At 65.2% G+C, this 19436-nt stretch carries 15 protein-coding genes and 1 pseudogene; 9 read left to right on the top strand and 7 right to left on the bottom strand.

From position 1 onward, the window contains the following. Positions 1-104: 104 nt before the first annotated feature. The 5 genes and pseudogenes from ACDH77_RS13680 to ACDH77_RS13660 all read left to right on the top strand — a co-directional run. A complete protein-coding gene (locus ACDH77_RS13680) occupies positions 105-1319 on the top strand; it encodes an efflux RND transporter periplasmic adaptor subunit (protein ID WP_184419930.1) in 1215 nt (404 codons plus the stop codon). A 16-nt stretch (positions 1320-1335) separates the two neighbouring features. Continuing rightward, the gene (locus ACDH77_RS13675; RefSeq protein WP_218488720.1) at positions 1336-4479 is read left to right on the top strand and encodes an efflux RND transporter permease subunit; all 3144 of its coding nucleotides are present in this window, start codon (positions 1336-1338) and stop codon (positions 4477-4479) included. Position 4480: 1 nt separating this feature from the next. Beyond that, a complete protein-coding gene (locus ACDH77_RS13670; protein WP_218488719.1) occupies positions 4481-5986 on the top strand; it encodes an efflux transporter outer membrane subunit in 1506 nt (501 codons plus the stop codon). Beyond that, entirely contained in the window at positions 5979-6662 is a 684-nt protein-coding gene (locus ACDH77_RS13665; RefSeq protein WP_031423495.1) for a TetR/AcrR family transcriptional regulator, read from the top strand. Before ACDH77_RS13670 ends, ACDH77_RS13665 begins: the two co-directional genes overlap by 8 nt. A 1-nt stretch (position 6663) precedes the next feature. Next, a pseudogene (locus ACDH77_RS13660) lies at positions 6664-6774 on the top strand (aldo/keto reductase); the annotation flags it as partial. A 60-nt stretch (positions 6775-6834) separates the two neighbouring features. Here the strand turns inward: ACDH77_RS13660 and ACDH77_RS13655 are convergent. Further along, complete coding sequence (locus ACDH77_RS13655) at positions 6835-7734, bottom strand: LysR family transcriptional regulator (RefSeq protein ID WP_218488717.1); 900 nt, start codon at positions 7732-7734, stop codon at positions 6835-6837. Positions 7735-7934: 200 nt separating this feature from the next. On the opposite strand from ACDH77_RS13655, the gene ACDH77_RS13650 reads away from it, so the two are divergent. Further along, positions 7935-8405: a cupin domain-containing protein gene (locus tag ACDH77_RS13650; protein WP_039417041.1), complete on the top strand. Its 471-nt coding sequence runs from the start codon at positions 7935-7937 to the stop codon at positions 8403-8405. 108 nt (positions 8406-8513) lie between these two features. On the opposite strand, the gene ACDH77_RS13645 is transcribed toward ACDH77_RS13650, so the two are convergent. Then, positions 8514-9422 (bottom strand): AraC family transcriptional regulator, encoded by a 909-nt coding sequence (locus ACDH77_RS13645; RefSeq protein WP_011348053.1) that lies wholly within the window; start codon positions 9420-9422, stop codon positions 8514-8516. Between the two features lie 224 nt (positions 9423-9646). Between ACDH77_RS13645 and ACDH77_RS13640 the strand changes: the two genes are divergently transcribed. Continuing rightward, positions 9647-9850 (top strand): hypothetical protein, encoded by a 204-nt coding sequence (locus ACDH77_RS13640; RefSeq protein ID WP_014090619.1) that lies wholly within the window; start codon positions 9647-9649, stop codon positions 9848-9850. Positions 9851-10164: 314 nt separating this feature from the next. Here ACDH77_RS13640 and ACDH77_RS13635 read toward each other — a convergent pair whose 3' ends face one another. After that, positions 10165-11079: a LysR family transcriptional regulator gene (locus tag ACDH77_RS13635; protein ID WP_008571887.1), complete on the bottom strand. Its 915-nt coding sequence runs from the start codon at positions 11077-11079 to the stop codon at positions 10165-10167. Positions 11080-11178: 99 nt separating this feature from the next. Between ACDH77_RS13635 and ACDH77_RS13630 the strand changes: the two genes are divergently transcribed. Continuing rightward, positions 11179-12396, top strand: a complete 1218-nt coding sequence (locus tag ACDH77_RS13630) for an MFS transporter (RefSeq protein WP_031423484.1) — start codon at positions 11179-11181, stop codon at positions 12394-12396. A gap of 156 nt (positions 12397-12552) precedes the next feature. Next, positions 12553-13584 carry an aldo/keto reductase gene (locus tag ACDH77_RS13625; RefSeq protein WP_031423482.1) on the top strand — a complete coding sequence of 344 codons (1032 nt, stop codon included), beginning with the start codon at positions 12553-12555 and terminating at the stop codon, positions 13582-13584. Positions 13585-13666: 82 nt separating this feature from the next. Here ACDH77_RS13625 and ACDH77_RS13620 read toward each other — a convergent pair whose 3' ends face one another. The 4 genes from ACDH77_RS13620 to ACDH77_RS13605 form a co-directional block, all read right to left on the bottom strand. Then, entirely contained in the window at positions 13667-14263 is a 597-nt protein-coding gene (locus ACDH77_RS13620) for a hypothetical protein (protein WP_372353498.1), read from the bottom strand. Between the two features lies 1 nt (position 14264). After that, a complete protein-coding gene (locus tag ACDH77_RS13615) occupies positions 14265-16085 on the bottom strand; it encodes a S8 family serine peptidase (protein WP_008571882.1) in 1821 nt (606 codons plus the stop codon). 109 nt (positions 16086-16194) lie between these two features. Further along, the gene (locus ACDH77_RS13610) at positions 16195-16803 is read right to left on the bottom strand and encodes a hypothetical protein (RefSeq protein ID WP_029819832.1); all 609 of its coding nucleotides are present in this window, start codon (positions 16801-16803) and stop codon (positions 16195-16197) included. Position 16804: 1 nt separating this feature from the next. Beyond that, positions 16805-18607: a S8 family peptidase gene (locus ACDH77_RS13605; protein ID WP_031423476.1), complete on the bottom strand. Its 1803-nt coding sequence runs from the start codon at positions 18605-18607 to the stop codon at positions 16805-16807. Positions 18608-19436: the final 829 nt, after the last annotated feature.

Below are 19436 nucleotides of genomic sequence, written 5' to 3'. Positions count from 1 at the left end.
GTATACCGACTGGGCAGAAATGCTTGACGGCCACGGATGTGCTTATTAGGATACCGAACCGTACCGTTTAGATTTAATCATCACACCTCCTGCGGAGACTGCCCGTGCGTGCTCATGCCTCGTTTCGCTTGTCGTTGCTTGCTGTTGCTGTTGCCGCCACCGCCCTGCTCAGTGCCTGCGGCAGCCCACCGGGAGGCCCGCCGCCGCAGGAAGGCACTCCGGAAATGGGCGTGCTGACCGTCAAGCAGCAACCGGTGACGCTCACCACCGAATTGCCGGGGCGCACCGTTCCGTACCTGATCTCCGAAATTCGTCCGCAGGTGGGCGGCATCATCCAGTCGCGCCAGTTCACCGAAGGCGGCGACGTCAAGGCTGGCCAGACCCTGTACCAGATCGATCCGGCCCAGTACCGCGCCAGCTATGCCAGCGCGCAGGCGTCCCTGGCCAAGGCCGAGGCGACCCTGCGCACCGCGCAGCTCAAGGCCGAGCGCTACAAGGAACTGGCGCAGATCAAGGCGATCAGCCAGCAGGAAGGCGACGACACCGATGCCGCGCTAGGCCAGGCCAAGGCCGACGTGGCAGCCGGCAAGGCGAGCGTGGAAACCGCGCGCATCAACCTGGCGTTTGCGCGGCTCGACGCACCGATCTCCGGACGCATCGGCCGCTCCAGCGTGACCCCGGGTGCGCTGGTGACCGCCAACCAGGCCACGGCGCTGACCACCATCCAGCAGCTGGACCCGATCTACATTGACGTCACCCAGCCCAGCAGTGCGGTGTTGCGCCTGCGGCAGGCGATGGCACGCGGCGATCTGGAACAGGCCGGCGACGGTGCGGCCAAGGTGTCGCTGTTGCTGGAAGACGGCAGCACCTACCCGCTGCAGGGGCACCTGGCGTTCTCCGACGTGACCGTCGACCAGAACACCGGCTCGATCACCCTGCGCGCGGTCTTCCCCAACCCGAACGCCGAGCTGTTGCCAGGCATGTACGTGCGCGCGGTGCTGCAGGAAGGCGTCAAGGAGCAGGGCATGCTGGTGCCGCAACAGGCGGTCTCGCGCAACGGCGCGGGCAAACCCACCGCCTTTGTCGTCGGCGCCGACCACAAGCTGCAGTTGCGGGTGCTGGAGACCGATCGCGCGGTGGGCGACCAGTGGCTGGTGCGCAGCGGCCTGAAGCCCGGCGAACAGGTGGTCGTCGAAGGCGCATCGCGCGCACGCGATGGCATCGTGGTCAAGACCGTGCCGTGGCAGCCCAAGGCCACACCCGCCGCCGGCAATGCTGCCGGTCCTGCCGCCCCGACCGCACCGCGTGCGGCCAACTAAGGCGGGATCACACGTCATGGCACGTTTCTTCATCGATCGTCCGATCTTCGCCTGGGTGTTGGCCATCATCGTAATGCTGGCCGGCATCCTGTCCATCGCCACCTTGCCGATTGCGCAATACCCCAGCATCGCACCGCCGGCAGTCGCTATCACCGCCAACTACCCGGGCGCCTCGGCGCAGACGCTGGAAGACACCGTCACCCAGGTCATCGAGCAGAAGATGAAGGGGCTGGACCACCTCAGCTACATGGCGTCCACCAGCGAATCCAGCGGGGCGGTGACCATCACCCTGACCTTCGAAAACGGCACCGACCCGGACACCGCGCAGGTGCAGGTGCAGAACAAATTGTCGCTGGCCACGCCGTTGTTGCCGCAGGAAGTGCAGCAGCAGGGCGTGACGGTGACCAAGTCGGCCACCAACTTCCTCAACGTGCTGGCCTTTACGTCCGAAGACGGCAGCATGAGCGATTCGGACCTGTCCGATTACGTGGCTGCCAACGTGCAGGAAACCATCAGCCGCGTCGAAGGCGTGGGCGACACCACCTTGTTCGGTTCGCAGTACGCGATGCGGGTGTGGATGGACCCCAACAAGCTGAACAATTTCAGCCTCACGCCCGTGGATGTGCGCAACGCGATCCAGGCGCAGAACGCGCAGATTTCCGCCGGCCAGTTGGGCGCGTTGCCGGCGGTGGCCAACCAGCAGCTCAACGCCACCATCACTGCACAGACCCGGCTGAAGACCGCCGAGCAATTCGAAAACATCCTGCTGCGCACGCAGTCCGATGGCTCGCAGGTGCGCTTGGGCGATGTGGCGCGCATCGAGCTGGGCAGCGAAAGCTACAACACGGTGGGCCGCTACAACGGCAAGCCGGCGGCCGGTCTGGCGATCAAGCTGGCGACCGGCGCCAATGCGCTGGACACGGTGCGCGCAATCGACAAGAGCCTGGAAGAGCAGGAAAAGTTCTTCCCGCCCGGCATGAAGGTGCAAAAGCCGTACGACACCACGCCGTTCGTGCGCATCTCCATCGAACAGGTGGTGCACACGCTGGTGGAAGCGGTGGTGCTGGTGTTCCTGGTGATGTACCTGTTCCTGCAGAACTTCCGCGCCACCCTGATCCCGACCATTGCGGTGCCGGTGGTGCTGCTGGGCACCTTCGGCGTGCTTGCGGCGTTCGGTTTCACCATCAATACCCTGACCATGTTCGCGATGGTGCTGGCGATCGGTTTGCTGGTGGACGATGCCATCGTGGTGGTGGAAAACGTCGAACGCGTGATGAGCGAGGAGCAGTTGTCGCCCAAGAACGCCACGCGGAAATCGATGGACCAGATTTCCGGCGCGTTGATCGGCGTGGCGCTGGTGCTGGCGGCGGTGTTCGTCCCGATGGCGTTTTTCAGCGGATCCACCGGTGTGATCTACCGGCAGTTCTCGATCACGATCGTCTCGGCGATGACCTTGTCGGTGCTGGTGGCGATGATCCTGACCCCGGCCTTGTGCGCCACCTTGCTCAAGCCGGTGCACAAGGGCCACGGCCTGGCGACTACCGGGTTCTTCGGTTGGTTCAACCGCCTGTTCGATCGCGGCAACACCGGCTACCAGGGCGTGGTGAGGCACATGCTTGGCAAGGGCTGGCGCTACATGCTCGCCTACGCGGCGTTGCTGGCCTTGGTGGTGTTCGGGTTCATGAAATTGCCGGTGGGATTCCTGCCGGACGAAGACCAGGGCACCTTGTTCGTGCTGGTGCAGTTGCCGCCCGGTGCCACCAACGCGCGCACCAGCGAGGTGCTCAAGCAGGTGGAGCATCATTTCCTGGTCGACCAGAAGGATTCGGTTGCCGGTGTCTTCGCCGTGACCGGTTTCAGTTTTGCCGGTAGCGGCCAGAACGTGGGCTTTGCCTTCGTCAAGTTGCGGCCGTGGGACGAGCGCACCGGCAAGGGCCAGAGCGTCACCGACGTGGCGGCCAGGGCCGGGGCATTTTTTGCCGGTATCCGCGATGCCAAGGTGTTTGCGTTCGCGCCGCCTGCGGTGTCGGAGTTGGGCAATGCCACCGGCTTCGATCTGATGCTGCAGGACCGCGCCAACCTGGGTCACGCAGCGCTGATGCAGGCGCGCAATCAATTGCTGGCCGAACTGTCGCAAGACAAGCGCCTGGTGGCGGTGCGCCCGAATGGCCAGGAAGACACGCCGGAGTTCAAGCTGGAAATCGACCCGCATAAAGCGCAGGCGATGGGCGTGTCGATCTCCGACATCAACGATACCTTTTCCAGCGCATGGGGCAGCACCTACGTCAACGACTTCATCGACAAGGGCCGGGTCAAGAAGGTGATGCTGCAGGCCGATGCGCCCTACCGCATGAACCCGCAGGACATCGACCATTGGTTCGTGCGCAACAGCGCCGGCACCATGGTGCCGTTCAACGCCTTCGCCACGGCAAGCTGGCAATCCGGCTCGCCGCGCCTGGAGCGCTACAACAGCGTGCCGTCGATGGAGATCCTGGGCATGGCGTTGCCGGGTGCGGCCTCCAGCGGCGAGGCGATGCAGATCGTCGAAGCCGCAGCCGCCAAGCTGCCTCCGGGCATCGGTTTCGAGTGGACCGGGTTGTCGCGGCAGGAAAAAGCCTCGTCCGGTCAGACCGGGCTGTTGTACAGCGTCTCGATCCTGATCGTGTTCCTGTGCCTGGCCGCGTTGTACGAAAGCTGGGCGATTCCGTTCTCGGTGATTCTGGTGGTGCCGCTGGGCGTGTTCGGCACGCTGCTGGCAGCGATGCTGACCTGGAAAATGAACGATGTGTACTTCCAGGTGGGCTTGCTCACCACCATTGGCCTAGCATCGAAGAACGCGATCTTGATCGTGGAGTTCGCAAGGGAATTGCACGAGGGCGGCAAGAGCCTGGTGGCTGCGGCATTGGAAGCGGCGCGCATGCGCTTGCGGCCGATCCTCATGACCTCGCTGGCCTTCATCCTCGGCGTGGTGCCGCTGGTGTTGACCAGTGGCGCCGGCGCCGGCGCGCAGCACGCGCTGGGCACGGCCGTGATCGGCGGCATGCTCTCCGGCACGGTGCTGGCGATCTTCTTCGTGCCGCTGTTCTTCGTGCTGGTGTGCGGCCTGTTCCAGCGCCGTCCACAGCCTGCCTCGCCCGCACCGCAACCGACAGGACACTGACATGACCACGATTCGCACGACACTCTGCGCGCTTGGCGTGGCCAGCGTGCTGTCCGGTTGCACGCTGATGCCGCGCTACACACGGCCCGACGCACCGGTGCCAGCGCAATTTGCCGGCACCGACGTGTCGGCAGCCCCTCCGGCTGCCACTGCCGATAGCGGCAGCGCCGCCGACGCCGCGTACATTGCCGATATCGGCTGGCGCCAGGTCTTCACCGACCCGGCGCTGCAGCAGGTGATTGCGCTAGCCTTGGACAATAACCGCGACCTGCGCGTGGCCGCGCTCAATATCGAGGTGGCACGCGCGCAATATCGGGTGGACCGCGCCGCGCTGCTGCCCGCCATCGAGGGCACCGGCACCGCCAACAATGCGCGCACGCCCTCGGAGCTTGCCATTCCCGGCCAGCCGAAGGTGTTCCGCACCTACAGCGCCAATATCGGCGTCAGTGCCTATGAGCTGGACCTGTTCGGCCGCGTGCGCAGCCTGAAGGAACAGGCGTTGCAGCAATTCCTGTCCACCGCCGAGGCACGCCGCAGTACGCATATCAGCCTGGTGGCAGAAGTGGCCACCGCCTATCTGACCTTGGCGGCCGACCAGCAGTTGCTGCAGCTGGCGCAATCCACCCTGGCCAGCCAGAGCGACAGTTATCGCCTGCAGCAGCGCAGCTTCGAACTGGGTGCGGCCTCGCAACTGACCTTGCGTCAGGCGCAGACCACGGTGGAAACCGCACGCGTGGATGTGGAGCGCTACACCGCGCAGGTGGCGCAGGATCGCAATGCCCTGGTGCTGCTGGTCGGCACGCAAGTGCCGGTGGAATTGCTGCCGCATGCACTGCCCGACAACGCGAGCGTGGAAGGCAATGTGTTGGCCAGCGTGCCGGCCGGCTTGCCGTCTCAGTTGCTGCAACGTCGCCCCGACATTCTGGAAGCCGAGCGCAACTTGCGTGCGGCCAACGCCAATATCGGTGCGGCGCGGGCAGCGTTCTTCCCCAGCATCAGCCTGACCGCATCGACCGGTTCGTCCAGCAGTAGCCTGTCCAGGCTATTCGATGCCGGGACGCGTGCCTGGAGCTTCGTGCCCACGCTGACCTTGCCGATCTTCAATGCCGGGCGCAATCGCGCCAATCTGGACATGGCCAAGGCCAACCGCGATATCGAGGTGGCGCGCTACGAAAAGTCGATCCAAAGCGCGTTCCGCGAGGTCTCCGACGCGTTGGCGCAGCGCGACACGCTGGGCAGGCAACTGCAGGCCCAGCAAGCGCTGGTGGATGCCACCGCCGATAGCTACCGATTGTCGCAGGCGCGTTTCGAACGCGGCATCGACAGCTATCTGCAGGCGCTGGATGCGCAGCGTTCGCTGTACAGCGCGCAGCAGACCTTGATCAACACCCAGCTGTCGCGCTTCACCAACCTGGTGACGTTCTACAAGGCCATGGGCGGGGGCTGGCTGCAAAGCGCAGCGCCCACTGCCGCCGCGGCCCCGGCAACGGAGCCGCCGCGTGGATGACGACGCACCGTCGGTTGCGCCCAGGCGTGCGCCGCACGACAAGCGTGGCGCCATCCTGGCGGCGGCACGCGTGCTGTTTCAGCAGCACGGCTTCGACAGGACCAGCATGGACACCATCGCCGAGCGCGCGATGGTGTCCAAGGCCACGGTATATGCGCATTTCGCGTCCAAGGAGGTGCTGTTCCGCACCACCCTGGAAGCGCTGGCGCAGGCCTCGCCCAATCGCTGGACGGCCTTGCTGGAGCTGCAGGGGCCGCTGGAGCAACGCCTGACTGCGGTAGCCGATGCAGTGCTGCGCGTGTCTGCCAGCAGCATGCGGGATGATGCCGCGTATGGCCTGGTACGCCCGCCACTGCTGCCTGGCCAGGTGCGCGAGGAAATGTGGACGCTGTGCTTCGAGCGCTACGACACCATGATGCGCACGCTGTTGGCGCGCGAGGTGCAACGCGGCGCATTGGTGATCGACAACGTGCCCGATGCATCGGTGCATTTCTTCGGATTGATGACCGGGCGGCCGGCTACCGCTGCCGCGCGCGGCGATACGCCAGAGGCGCAATCGGTGCAGCTGGATGCGTATGTCAGCGGCGCGGTGGCATTGTTCCTGCGGGCGTATCGTGCGAACCCGACGGCTCCGACAACGCAAGGCAGGCGCGAAGTACCGAGTGGTTTTTACTGAGGGCTTGACCTTGAGCGACGAGGATCTTGCGCGTCTCCAGCAGGCGCTGGATGCGGTGGCGATTGTCGGTGCGCGTTACAGCCCGGAGCGGCAGAAACTGGTCGGCAAATAACGTCAGCGGTCATGCCTGCCGCACGCGTCATCGCGCCCTGGCAGGCTCTGTACGAGCGTGTCAACGCACCAGATCGTGCCGCAATGCATCGATCACGACCTTGAGCGCGCTGGAGGATTGGCGGCGGCTGGGGTAGTAGGCGTAATAGCCTGCAAACGGCTCGCACCAGTCTTCCAGCACGCGGCGCAGCCGGCCGGCGGCCACGTGCTCCAGCACCATGGTCTCCGGCAGAAAGGCCAGGCCGCCGCCTGCCAGTGCAGCGCGCAGGATGGCGCTGCTGCCATTGAAGGTCCATTGCCCATCCACGCGCACCTTCACTTCACGCCCGTCCTTGTCGAAATCCCACGGCAGCAAACCGCCGTGGGTGGGCAGGCGTAGACCGATGCAATTGTGCTGCGCCAGATCGGCCGGTACTGCCGGGATGGTGTGGTGCACGAAATACCCCGGCACTGCCACCACAGCCATGCGCTGCATCGGGCTGATCGGTACCGCGATCATGTCCTTGGCGACCTGATCGCCGAGCCGGATGCCGATGTCGTAGCGTTCGGCAACGATGTCGGCCAGGCCGTAGTCGACGGTCATTTCGACCTTGAGGTCCGGGTAGTCTGGCAGCACCTTCGACAATGCCGGCCAGATGTAGGCATCGGCGGCATGGCCGGCGGTGGTGATGCGGATGGTGCCGGCCGGCTTATCGCGGAAGTCGGTGAGCGCGGACAACTGCGCGTCGATCTCTTCCAGGCGCGGTGCCACGGTTTCGAACAGGCGTGCCCCGGCTTCGGTCATCGCCACGCTGCGCGTGGTGCGGGTCAACAGGCGAATGCCCAGCCGCGTCTCCAGTGCGCGCACGGTGTGGCTGAGTGCCGACTGCGAGAGGCCCAGTTGCGCGGCGGCACGGGTGAAGCTGCCTTCGCGCGCTACCGTGACGAACACCTGCAGGTCATTGAGATTTTCCCGTGCCATTGCCACCAATGCCCGCGTCAGGCATGCCATTCATGCGGCTGCATCATGCGCGAATGTGCGTGATGGCTTCAATGCAGCAGCAGGCACTCCGCGGCGCTGCGGATTGATGCGCCGTGTTTCTAGGAGCATGCGCGGTTAGCCGGTTAGTGGCCTCGGACAAGCGCGCTACAGTTCGAACACTCGAATCAAGGAGCACTGCAATGAATCTGTTCGCGACTGCAATGTCGTTGTCGATGATGGCCGCCGTGGTTCCTGATGAGGCCGCGAGACCGATCAGGGTGAGCAAGGCGGGTGGGGCGCCGTCGGCAGTGGGGTCGGCCGCGTATTTCACCGGCAAGGTGCGCATCGATGCACCGTTCCAGGCCGACGCACCGGCACGCGTCGGCGGCGCTACCGTCACCTTCGAGCCGGGCGCGCGCACCGCATGGCATACCCATCCGCTGGGCCAGACGCTGATCGTGACCGCCGGCGCCGGGCGCGTGCAGGAGTGGGGCAAGCCGGCGCAGCAGATCCGCCCGGGCGATATCGTGTGGATTCCGCCCGGCGTCAAGCATTGGCACGGCGCCAATGCCAACGTGGCGATGACGCATATCGCCATTGCCGAATCGCAGGACGGTACGCCCGTCAGCTGGCTGGAGCAGGTGAGCGAGGCGCAATATGCGGCTGAGTAGACAGCGGTGATGCCGATGCTGGCGCGGTGATGATGCCGTCTCGGCGTGAGTGGACGCTGCGGCGGATTGCCGGGGCTGCTGCGCGGCCCGCGCTGCGCCCGGCAGACCTCACGCCGCTTCGGTGGCGTCCTGCGCGTTGGCACGCAGCCGTTGCGCATCGCGCGCGGGCGAGATGCCGAGGATGCGTGCATAGTCGCGACTGAACTGCGATGCGCTCTCATAGCCAACCCGGAAGCCGGCGTCGGCAGCGGTCAGCGCCTCGGCGACCATCAGGCGGCGCGCTTCGTGCACGCGCAGCTGCGAGCGGTATTCCAGTGGCGTCATCGTGGTCACCGCCTTGAAATGCGCATGGAAGGTGGAGCGGCTCATCGCCGAGAGATCGGCGATCTGCTCGATGCTGAAGCGCTGCGCATAGTGCTCGCGCAACCACACGATGGCCCTGGAAATCTGGTTGAGCCGGCTGTCGGCGATGGCCATCTGGCGCACTGCCGCATTGGCCGGGTCGGCCATCAGGCGGTACAACAGTTCGCGCACGATCAGGGGAGCGAGCGCGGCAATTTCATGCGGTCGATCGAGCAGGCGCGCCAGCCGTAACGCTGCGTCCTGCAACTGCGGCGTGCTGCGATTGAGCAGCAGCCCGGCCGATGCCGCATCGCGCTGCGTGTCCACCAGTTCCGGATGATTGATCGCCAGCTCGCTGAGCACCGCGGTGTCCAGGTCCAGGCAGAAACACAGATACGGTTGCGCGCTGCTGGCTTGGATCACCGAGCCGACGATGGGCAGATCCACCGACGCCACCAGGTACATCTGCGGGTGATAGACATACGCCTGCGCGCCCAGCATTGCCTGCTTGCGGCCTTGCGCCACCAGACACAGCATGGGTGTATAGACAGTGGGCATGGCCACTGTCGGCGCTGCGCTACGCATGATCTGCAATCGGGCGATCTGCGTGGGATGCATGCCGTCGCCAGGCGCATGACGCAGCAAGATCGTGCTCAATTCGGTCAGCGAAGACATGCGAAAACCCGTCGACGATGCGATGCGGCCCGGCCGCGAGGGCACCGATCGTACAAGAGTGCAGGTGGTGTGGGCGGCAAGGTCCATCGCGCGGGCGGTGGGCTTGCGCCCGATGGACAGCGCGGCAGCAGTCGTGGCCGCCTGCGCGTGAACTGCGTCGGCCCTGATAGGGCGATCACAGGCCGGCCGTATCATGGCGAGGTCTCTCGCATTCACTTGCTGCCATGCCCGCAAAACGTTCCAGCTTTCCAACGCCGACCAGCCCGGCAGAGTGGAAGCGGCTCCAAGCCGCTGCCGCCACCGAATTGGCGCGGCGCACCGCACAGGCGCATCTGCAGATCCTGGGGCTGTTGCGGACGCATGGACATCTATTGAGCGATGCGCAGCGGCGTAGCCTGCACAAACGCCTGCTGCGCGGCGGGCGTTGATCTGCGGGAGCGATTGCCTCGGCGGTTGCGCACGCTGCCGGCCTCAGCTTGTGGTCGTGCACGGTCATGCCGATAGCACGATCCAGCAGCTCGCCAGTCACCTCATGCGACCGAAGGCTGCGCGTTCGGGCCGCCAGCCAGTCGCGCAGTCGGGGCGCGTGAGACGCAGCGACCATGCATCGATGCCGCCGTTTCCGATGGTGACTGGCATGCCGCAGACGGCGCCCTACGCGGGCTCGCAGTCGCGGCAGGCGCGTTTCGCTGCAGTGCCATCCGCACGGCAACCGCCGGTGCCGGCCGTCCCATGCGCGGCGTTATGTCGCCAGGTCCCAAGGCGGCTGCTCGCCCAGCCGCTCCAGCAGGAAATCCACGAACGCACGCACGCGCGGCGGTTGCAGCTGGCGCGCCGGCGTCACTGCGCTGATGTGCGAGGTGGGCGGGGGGTAGTCGCGCATCACTTCGACCAGGCGGCCGCTGCGCAATTCGTCGGCGATGTGCCAGTACGAATGCACCGCGATGCCCTGGCCGGCGACCACGGCGTCGCGCACCAGCTCGCCGAAGTTGCTTTCGAAGCGGCTCTGCATGCGCACGCGCACCAGCCCACCGTCGGGCGTTTGCAATGTCCACACGTCCTGGCGGCCGTCACGGCCCATCAGCAACACGCCGGCGTGCTGTGCAAGTTCGTCCGGCGTGCGCGGTGTGCCGTGACGCTGCAGATAGGCGGGCGAGGCCGCCAGGGTACGGCGGTTGTCGGCAATGCGCCGGGCCACCAGCCCGGAGTCTTCCAGCGGTCCGATCCGGATCGCCAGATCGAAGCCCTGTTTGACCAGGTCCACCAGGTCGTCGCTCAGGTGCGCGCTGATGCGCAGGCGCGGATGGCGGGCCTGGAATTCCGGCAGCAGCGGCGACACGTATTGCCGCCCGAATGAGGCGGACATGGTCATGCGCAGCACGCCACCCACGTCGTGCGCGCTTTCGCGCAGATCCTCGGCCAGCGCGTCCAGATCTTCCACCAGCACGCGGCCACGTTCGGCCAGCCGCTGCCCTTCGGCAGTGGGATGCAGGCGGCGCGTGGTCCGGTGCAGCAGGCGCACGCCCAATTCGCGTTCCAGGCGCTTGAGACGCTGGCTGGCCACCGCCACCGACAGATCCAGGCTGCGTGCGCCTGCGGTGATCGAGCCCAGGTCGAGCACGCGCAGGAACAGGGCAATGTCGCCAAGACGGTCCATGCGATTGTCAATGATTGCTTGAAAGTGAATCAGGATAGCAGGGGTTTCTGTAAGTAAACGCAGGGCGCAGGCTGTGCGCAGTCCTCCCTGGCCATGCCCATGTCCAATCTCACCTCTGCGCGTGCGTCGCGCTTTCCGCCGGCATTGCTGGCATTGACCATCGGTGCCTTCGGCATTGGCACGACCGAGTTCGTGATCATGGGGCTGCTGCAGCAGGTGGCCGCCGATCTGGGCGTTTCGCTCAGCGCGGCGGGCCTGTTGATCAGCGGTTATGCGCTGGGCGTGTTCGTCGGTGCGCCGGTGCTGACCCTGGCCAGCGCACGCCTGCCGCGCAAGGCGGTGCTGATCGGGCTGATGCTGATCTTCACCGTCGGCAACGTGGCCTGCGCGCTGGCGCCGGACTACACCAGCCTGATGGTCGCGCGGGTGCTCACGTCGCTGGCCCACGGCACGTTTTTCGGCGTCGGCGCCGTGGTGGCGACGTCGCTGGTGCCGGCCGAACGCCGTGCATCGGCCATCTCGCTGATGTTCGCCGGGCTGACCGTGGCCACCTTGCTCGGGGTGCCGGCCGGTGCCTGGCTGGGCCTGCAACTGGGCTGGCGCGCGACCTTCTGGGCGGTGGCAGCGATCGGCGTGCTGGCCACTGCCGCGGTCGCGGTGTGGGTGCCGGCCACGGCAGGTGCTGCCACGCCGGTGTCGTGGCGGCAGGAAGTGGCGGTGTTGCAGCGGGGGCAGGTGCTGCTGGCACTGGCGATCACGGTGGTGGGCTACGCCGGCGTGTTCGCGGTGTTCACCTACATCCAGCCGCTGCTGCTGCAGGTCACCGGCCTTGCGCAATCGGCGGTGTCGCCGGTGCTGCTGGTGTTCGGCGTGGGCATGATCGTCGGCAATCTGCTCGGTGGCCGGCTGGCAGATCGTCGCCCCACCGCGGCCCTGCTGGGTAGCCTGGCCGCCCTGGTGGTGGTGCTCGGCGCGCTAGGGTGTGTCCTGCACAGCAAGGCCGCCATGGTGGCCTTTGTCGGGCTATTGGGCGTGGCCGCCTTTGCCACCGTGGCGCCACTGCAGTTGCGCGTGCTGGAACACGCGCGTGGCGCCGGCCAGAACCTGGCCTCCAGCCTCAACATCGCCGCCTTCAACCTGGGCAATGCGCTGGGCGCATGGCTGGGTGGCGTGGTGATCGCCACGCAGGCGGGCCTGGCCGCAACGCCCTGGGTGGCCGCGCTGTTGAGTGCCATCGGGCTGGGCATGGCGCTATCGAGCGTACAGCTGCAACGTCGCCGCGCGACTGCGCCACTGGCCTGTACGCAGATGGGTTGAGGTGATCGCGCGCTGGTCATTCGCCGGGTTGGCGCAGTGCGCCTCAGGCGGCGTTCGAGGCGCATAAACATTGGTTTCGCGCCCAGCATTCCACAAGCGCGAGCGGCCAGCGGTCACCCAACGCATCTCTCATTCAACGTTACCAAGGAATTCTCAATGGAAACCCGTCTACTGGGCCGTTCCGATTTCAAGCTGCCCGTGCTTGGCCTGGGGGCCGGCACGTTCGGCGGCAAGGGGCCGCTGTTTTCTGCATGGGGCGATACCGATGTGGCGCAGGCGCGGCGCATGATCGAGCTGTGCCTGGATGCGGGGCTCAACCTGTTCGATACCGCCGATGTGTATTCCGATGGCGCATCCGAAGACATCCTTGGCCAGTCCCTGCAGGGCCGCCGCGATCAGGTGATTCTCTCGACCAAGACCGGCCTGCGCCTGGGCGATGGCCCCAACGATGCCGGCGCCTCGCGTTTCCGTTTGCTGCGTGCGGTGGAGGCCTCCTTGCGGCGTTTGCGCACCGACTACATCGATCTGCTGCAGCTGCACGCCTTCGATGCGATGACGCCGATGGAAGAGACCCTGTCCACGCTGGATGGCTTGGTGCGCGCGGGAAAGGTGCGCTATCTGGGCGCGTCCAATTATTCCGGGTGGCAGCTGATGAAGTCGCAGGCGGTGGCCGATGCGCACGGCTGGAGCCGCTTCGTCGCCAACCAGGCCTATTACTCGCTGGCCGGCCGCGACTACGAGTGGGAACTGATGCCGCTGGGCATCGATCAAGGTATTGGTGCCGTGGTGTGGAGCCCGCTCGGTTGGGGGCGGCTGACCGGCAAGCTGCGGCGTGGGCAGCCATTGCCACAACACAGCCGTCTGCACACCACCGCCGCGGCCGGCCCGGCAATCGACGATACGCGCTTGTTCGACATCGTCGATGCGCTCGATGCCGTTGCCGCAGAGACCGGCCGCAGCGTGCCGCAGATCGCCATCAACTGGCTGCTGCAGCGGCCGACCGTGAGCACGGTGCTGATTGGTGCACGCAACGAGGCGCAACTGCGCGAAAACCTCGGTGCGGTGGGGTGGTCGTTGACCGAGGACCAGCGTGCCCGCCTGGATCAGGCCAGCGCAGTGGAGCCGCCGTACCCGTACTACCCCTATTGGCGCGGGCAGTTTGCAGAGCGCAGCCCGCTGCCGCTGTAAGGCGGGCTGCGCCAACGCGCCACGCTGCAACACACTGCAGCAGCGTGGCACGCGTGACTGCCGCGGTTCTCGCGCAGTGGCGTCACAACGGCCGTGCCGCCGGAACGATCACTTCCGGCTTGATCGCGCCCACGCCGTTGCTGCCTTGCAGCTGGCGGCAATTATCCAATGCGGTCATCGCCGAGGCATAGCCGATCATCGCGCTGCCGTCGGTGGCGGAGGCATAGATCAGCCTGCCGCCCGTACGCGTGGCCAGTGCGCGCGCGATGGCTGGCGTGGTCTCGAACAATTTGATCGAAGCGCCGAGCAATGCCAGCTGGCCGCTCCGCATTTCCAGCGCGGCAACGACGGTCGCCGGTGGTTCGCTGCGCACGGTGCGAGCGACCGCGTTCGCCGCGCCGCTGGTGTCCAGGTAGATCGCGTAGCGATCGACGCGGGCAACCGGTGCGTTCGCGCTGGCCTGCGTGCTTGCTAGCGTTTGCGTGGCGGCCGTACCGCGCGCGGTGTCGGCCAGCTGTACCACTGCTGCTGGGATCAGCCGGAAACTGGCACGGTCCACCACAACGGTTTGCCCGGTTGCGGCAGCCCGCAGGCGGGCGCGATCGAATACCTGTGCCGAGGCGGGTGCAGACATGCTGGCGGCAACGACGCACAGCAATGTGATCAGAGAAGTTTTCATGTCAGTGGCCCACCACGCGCATTTCGAATTGCTGCAGTTGTTCCTTGCCGTTATCGGCGAGCATGTCGTCCACCTCCAATGTCCAGCGACCGGCGGCCGCCTCATCCAGGAAGGCATTGCTGGAGGTCAGGAAGACCACGAAGCCATCGCCCGGATCGAGCGTGGAAAACGGCGTCATCACGGTGCTGCGGGTGCCGCTGGGCGAGACCAGCACGGCGCGCAGTTGACGAGGATTCTTGTGCGTCCCCGCGAAGTACAGCTGTACGCTTTCCACCTTGAAGGACTGCTTGATGTCGATCGCCAATCGCGCTGGCGAACCGATGCCGCCGATGGTGCTGCTCTTGCCGTCATAGACGGTCCACTCGGTGTCTTGCATTGCAGGCAGCGGAGTGAAATGCATCGCACGCTCCACCGCCGCGGCTGCATCCACCAAGCCGAAGCCATACCAGTTGCTGAAACGGTGGCCGGCCGCGTTGGTGATCCAGGCGGGCTCGATCACGGCGTCCTTGTAGAACGCCTTGGCTTGATGGGGATCGACCTGCACCGCCGTCGTCGCCAGGATGTATTTGACATCGCGCAGCGTCAGTTGCGGGTTGGCGCCCAGCATCAGCGCTGCGACGCCTGCAACCGTCGGTGTGGCGGCAGAGGTGCCGTTCATGCGTGCGCTGTAGTTGCACGAGGCATCGATCTTTGAGTGGCTGGTATCCAGCGCGTTCTGCGGCGCACGCGTGCGATCGCGGTTATTGCCTGCCGCGCATCCGCTCAGATCGGTCGTCACGATCGCCGGTGAGAAGAATGGTTGCGGTCCCTGTGCAGCGAGCAGTGTATAGAACGGACTGTAAGTCTCAGGATGCGGGTCGAAGCGACGCTGGAACCCAAATTCGCCGGAGAGACCGGATACCCACACTGCGGATCCGGGCGAGGAATAACTCGCACGCACACCGTCGGCGTTGACCGCACCGACCACAATCATGGTGGTCAGGCTGTTGAGGTTGTCGATATTGGCGCTGCTGCAGGCGACGCCAAGCTGCCGGGTCTGGTCGCTGCAGCGATCGATCAGCTTGCCCTGTGCATCCACATCAAGCAGCGTATTGAAATCATTGCCGGCTGCCTTGACGTAGATGCCGCCCTTGCCGCCACGCTGGGCACGCATCATTTTTTCCAGAGAGCGCTGCTCGTCGAGATCGCTGAATGGATAGACCGCTGTCGAGATGCCGAAGCTGTTGTTGAACACGTCCATCGCACGGGCTTCCGGGCCATCACCCCAGGAGTAACGGATATCGACGTACTGCTTGCTGCCATCGACTATGGAAAGTGCATTGAAGCCAGCTACATTCGCCTCCGGCGCAACACCGCGTCCACCCAGCCCGTTCCATCCGCGTGCCGCGATGATGCCGGCGACCGCGGTGCCGTGGTCATTGTCGATTTCATCCGCAGGCGGCGTCGGATCGTTGGAACCATTCAAGAAGTTATGCGAGCCGCCGGCAACGATGTTGTCGACGAGATCCTCATGCGCAATCTCAAGCCCGCCATCGATGACCGCCACCTTGACTCCGGCTCCGCGAATGCCAAGCGTGTGCAGGATGTCCACATCCAGATCGACGCCTGGCCGTGGACGCTGGTCGCCGAACACCGGCTGGCCTTGATTGAGCAGATGCCATTGGTAGCGGAACAACGGGTCGCTGGCATTGTTTGTGTTCTGGGTGGTCTTGATCGGCGCGTCAACGCCGGTTGCTGCAGCATCGGCTGTCAGCGAGAAGGGCCCGAGCGCCAGCAGGCACGCGCAAAGCAGCGGCAATCGCCGCAGGGGAGACAGTGTCATGGCATGGTATCGGTCATGGGGGCGCACGCCAGATGCAGGTGCCGGCCAAACCGGCCGGCAGGCTGCCTGACGTGAAACGGCCGCAGGGATCGGCCTGCGGCCGATGTACTTACATCGGTTGCATCACCGCCTGCATGACCACCAGCGCCGCCTGCGCGACACCGCTGCTGCGCTGCAGGCCGGGCAGTGCGCGCTGGGCCTGGTCCACCGATGCATAGGTGATCACCGCGCTGCCGTCCACCGTCGAGGTGTATGCAATGGTTCCGCCGGTGCTGGCAGCCAGCGATTTCGCAGTGGCGGGCGTGATACCGGTGAGTTTCACCTGCGGGTTGACCAGCACGACACGCCCGTTGCGCTCATTCACCGCAGCGGCGATGGGGCGTTCGGTGTTCGTGGCAAGACTGCGTGCGGCACCCGCAGGCGCATCCAGCACGACCGCATACGGCCCGATGCGCGCGGCGACCTTGTCGCTGGGGGCCACCGCACCCGTAATGCCGGCTTTGGCTGCCGACCGCTGCGCCGATATCGCGTTCCGTGGCGGCTTGTGCTCGCTCACCACCGTGGCCGGCAGCATGCGGAACATGTCCGGTCCGGACTTGAAACGCACGCCGGTCGCTGCCGCACGCAGGGTGTTGGCGTCCATGTATTGCACTGCCTGGGCAGCACCGGTTGCGGCGAGTGACAGCGTCAATAGGCAAGCAACAATCATCGGTTTCATATCAGTGCCCCACGATGCGAAGTTTGAAAGCGTTGAGTGCGACAGTGCTCCTGGGATCGCTCATGTCGGTCACTTCCAGGGTCCAGATGCCGCGCGATTTCTCGTCCAGAAACGCATTGCTGGAGGTCAGGTCGATATAGAACCCGGTCTGCGCATAAGCAGCCGGATCCAGGACGGAAAACGGCGTGGCGACAACGCTGCGCGTCCCGCTCGGCGACACCAGCACCACACGCAGGTTGGACGGCGTCTTGTGCGCCGACTGCAGTGACAGCTGCACCGCTTCCACCTTCATCGCCTGCTGCACACGGATGCGCAGTTTGCCCGGGCGCGCCGGGCCGCCGATCTGGCTGGCGGCATCGGTGGAGCTGATCCATTGGGTATCGCGCATGGGCGGCAGGGGCGTGAAGTAGCGCGCCTTGTAGACCGCGGCCGCGGCATCGGCCAGGCCGAAGCCGTACCAATTGCTGAAGCGGTGCCCGGCTGCGTTGGTGATCCAGCCCGGATCGATCACGCTGCCCTGGTAGACCGCCTGCGGCTGCCATGGGTCGATCTGGCGCGCGGTTGTCGCAAGGATATATTTGACGTCGCGTGCGCTCAGGCTCGCATTGGCACCGAGAATCAACGCAGCCACGCCAGACACCGTGGGCGCTGCAGCCGAGGTGCCGTTCATGACGGCGTTGTAGTTGCACGATGCGTCGATCTTCGACTTGCTGCCGTCCAATGCGTTGTAGACCACGTCGGGAGCTTCGACGTTGTCGCCAGCTGCGCAGCCGCTGAGATCGGTGGTGACAATCGCCGGATCGTAGGCATAGGGCGCCGAATCCGGGAAAAAGGTGGACGCTGCGTCGGGATAGAACTTGCGTTGACGGCCGAACTCGCCGCCAAGACCAGAAACCCACAATGCAGAGCCTGTGGACGAATACGAGGCACGGGTGCCCTTGGCATTCAGGCTGGCCACGACGATGGTTCCAGGCAGATTTGCCAACGGATCGATGTTGGCCAGCGAGCAGCCGACTTTCAATGCACGCGATTGTTCGCTGCAGATATTGACGGGGTTTCCGTTCTCGTCGGGCGCAAGGAAGCGCAGGAAGCTATTGCCCGCAGATTTGACGTAAATGCCGCCAAGGCCTCCGCGTGTCGAAGCCATCAATGCTTCCCAGCTGCGCTGGTCTTCCAGCGGAAAATCCTGGTAGAACGGGGTAGTGGAACCCCAGCTGTTGTTGAAGACATCGATGTTGCGCGCCTCCGGCCCATCGCCCCATGCATAACGGACGCTGGCATCGGTGATCGAAGAATCGCGCGCAAACATGTCGAATCCTGCCAGTTGCACTTCTGGCGCCACGCCGCGTCCGCCGCGGCCATTCCAGCCCACCGCACCGATGATGCCGGCGACGGACGTGCCGTGACCATTGTTCGGGTCGATCGGCGTGGTGTCGTGTGACCCGTCGCCGAAATTGTGCGACCCGTTTGGCAGGATGTTGTCTGCCAGATCTTCATGGCCCAATTCCAGCCCATCGTCCACTACGCCGACCCGCACGCCGCGGCCGCGAATGCCCAGGGCATGCAGGATGTCGACATCCATGTCCACGCCGGCGACCGGACGGCTGTCGCCGATCACGGCCTGCCCCTGATTGGAGATATGCCACTGGTACCGCAGCAATGGGTCGTTGCCAGTGGCTTTCGCTGTGGCGCTATTGCTGGCGCTGGCGCTGGCGCTGGCAGTGGCCGGGGTGGCGGCAGCCGTTGCCTGGGTGGCAGCAAGTACCGACGGCGGCGTACTGCCGCTCAGGAGGACAACGATCAACAGCGCGAGAGGTCGCCTGCGAAGAGAGTTCATTCCGTTTGATTCCAGTCAAATGGGGGGCGCCGTCGAGTGACACACTCCTCCGTCAGGCCAACCGCGCGATCGGCCTTTGCAACTGCTCCACTCCACGAAGCTCGCGCCTGTGAAGCCGGTGTTGGTGGAGCCGGAAAGAGGAATGCGAGTGAAGGACCCAACAGGTGCCAGCCGGGTCCGGAAAGCCCGTCAGGCAGTGCGATCCGAAAGCCGAGCTGCACCGCAGGCAGTCAGATGCCGCGTGTCGATGCCCGGGGTGTGCGACATCGATGCAAAGGAGGCTGCAACAAGAGCCATGTGCGTTTATCCCAGTTGAGTTACCAAGCGCATGTCTGCCGATGGACGCTGCGGTCAGGTCCGGCGTCGGCTCCCCTGTGCGTGTCGACGCAGCCGATGTTGTCGATGCGTGTGCATCAAGAACGCCTGGATTACAAATGGGGGCAGCATTGTCTGCAAGGCATGCCAGCGACGACATCTTCGTGACACATCGCGCAATTTACGGCTGGCGTGTCGGGTGATGCGTTGCATGCGAAGTTCTGCCGACGAAAATTGCAGAAAAATTTGGCAGTGGCAGTCACTTCGATCGAAATAAGCGATCACGATGCGTCGTCGTGCTTCGCATGCGGCGCTGTTCGGCTCCGCCCTGTCATCACCGTGTTACACCGTCTGCCGCGCATCGGAAAACGCATGGGGCCCGCAGCGTCTGGCTACGTCGGCCATGGCCCGGGCATGCCAGTGCCACCAGGCTGCGCATCGAGACATGCGGTAGCGAGGTGCCGCGCAGCAGTCTGCGCTG

Origin of the sequence: Xanthomonas axonopodis pv. maculifoliigardeniae, from assembly GCF_041519315.1 — a bacterium.
GTDB lineage: Bacteria > Pseudomonadota > Gammaproteobacteria > Xanthomonadales > Xanthomonadaceae > Xanthomonas > Xanthomonas euvesicatoria.
This window is presented reverse-complemented; position numbering and strand designations above follow the sequence as displayed.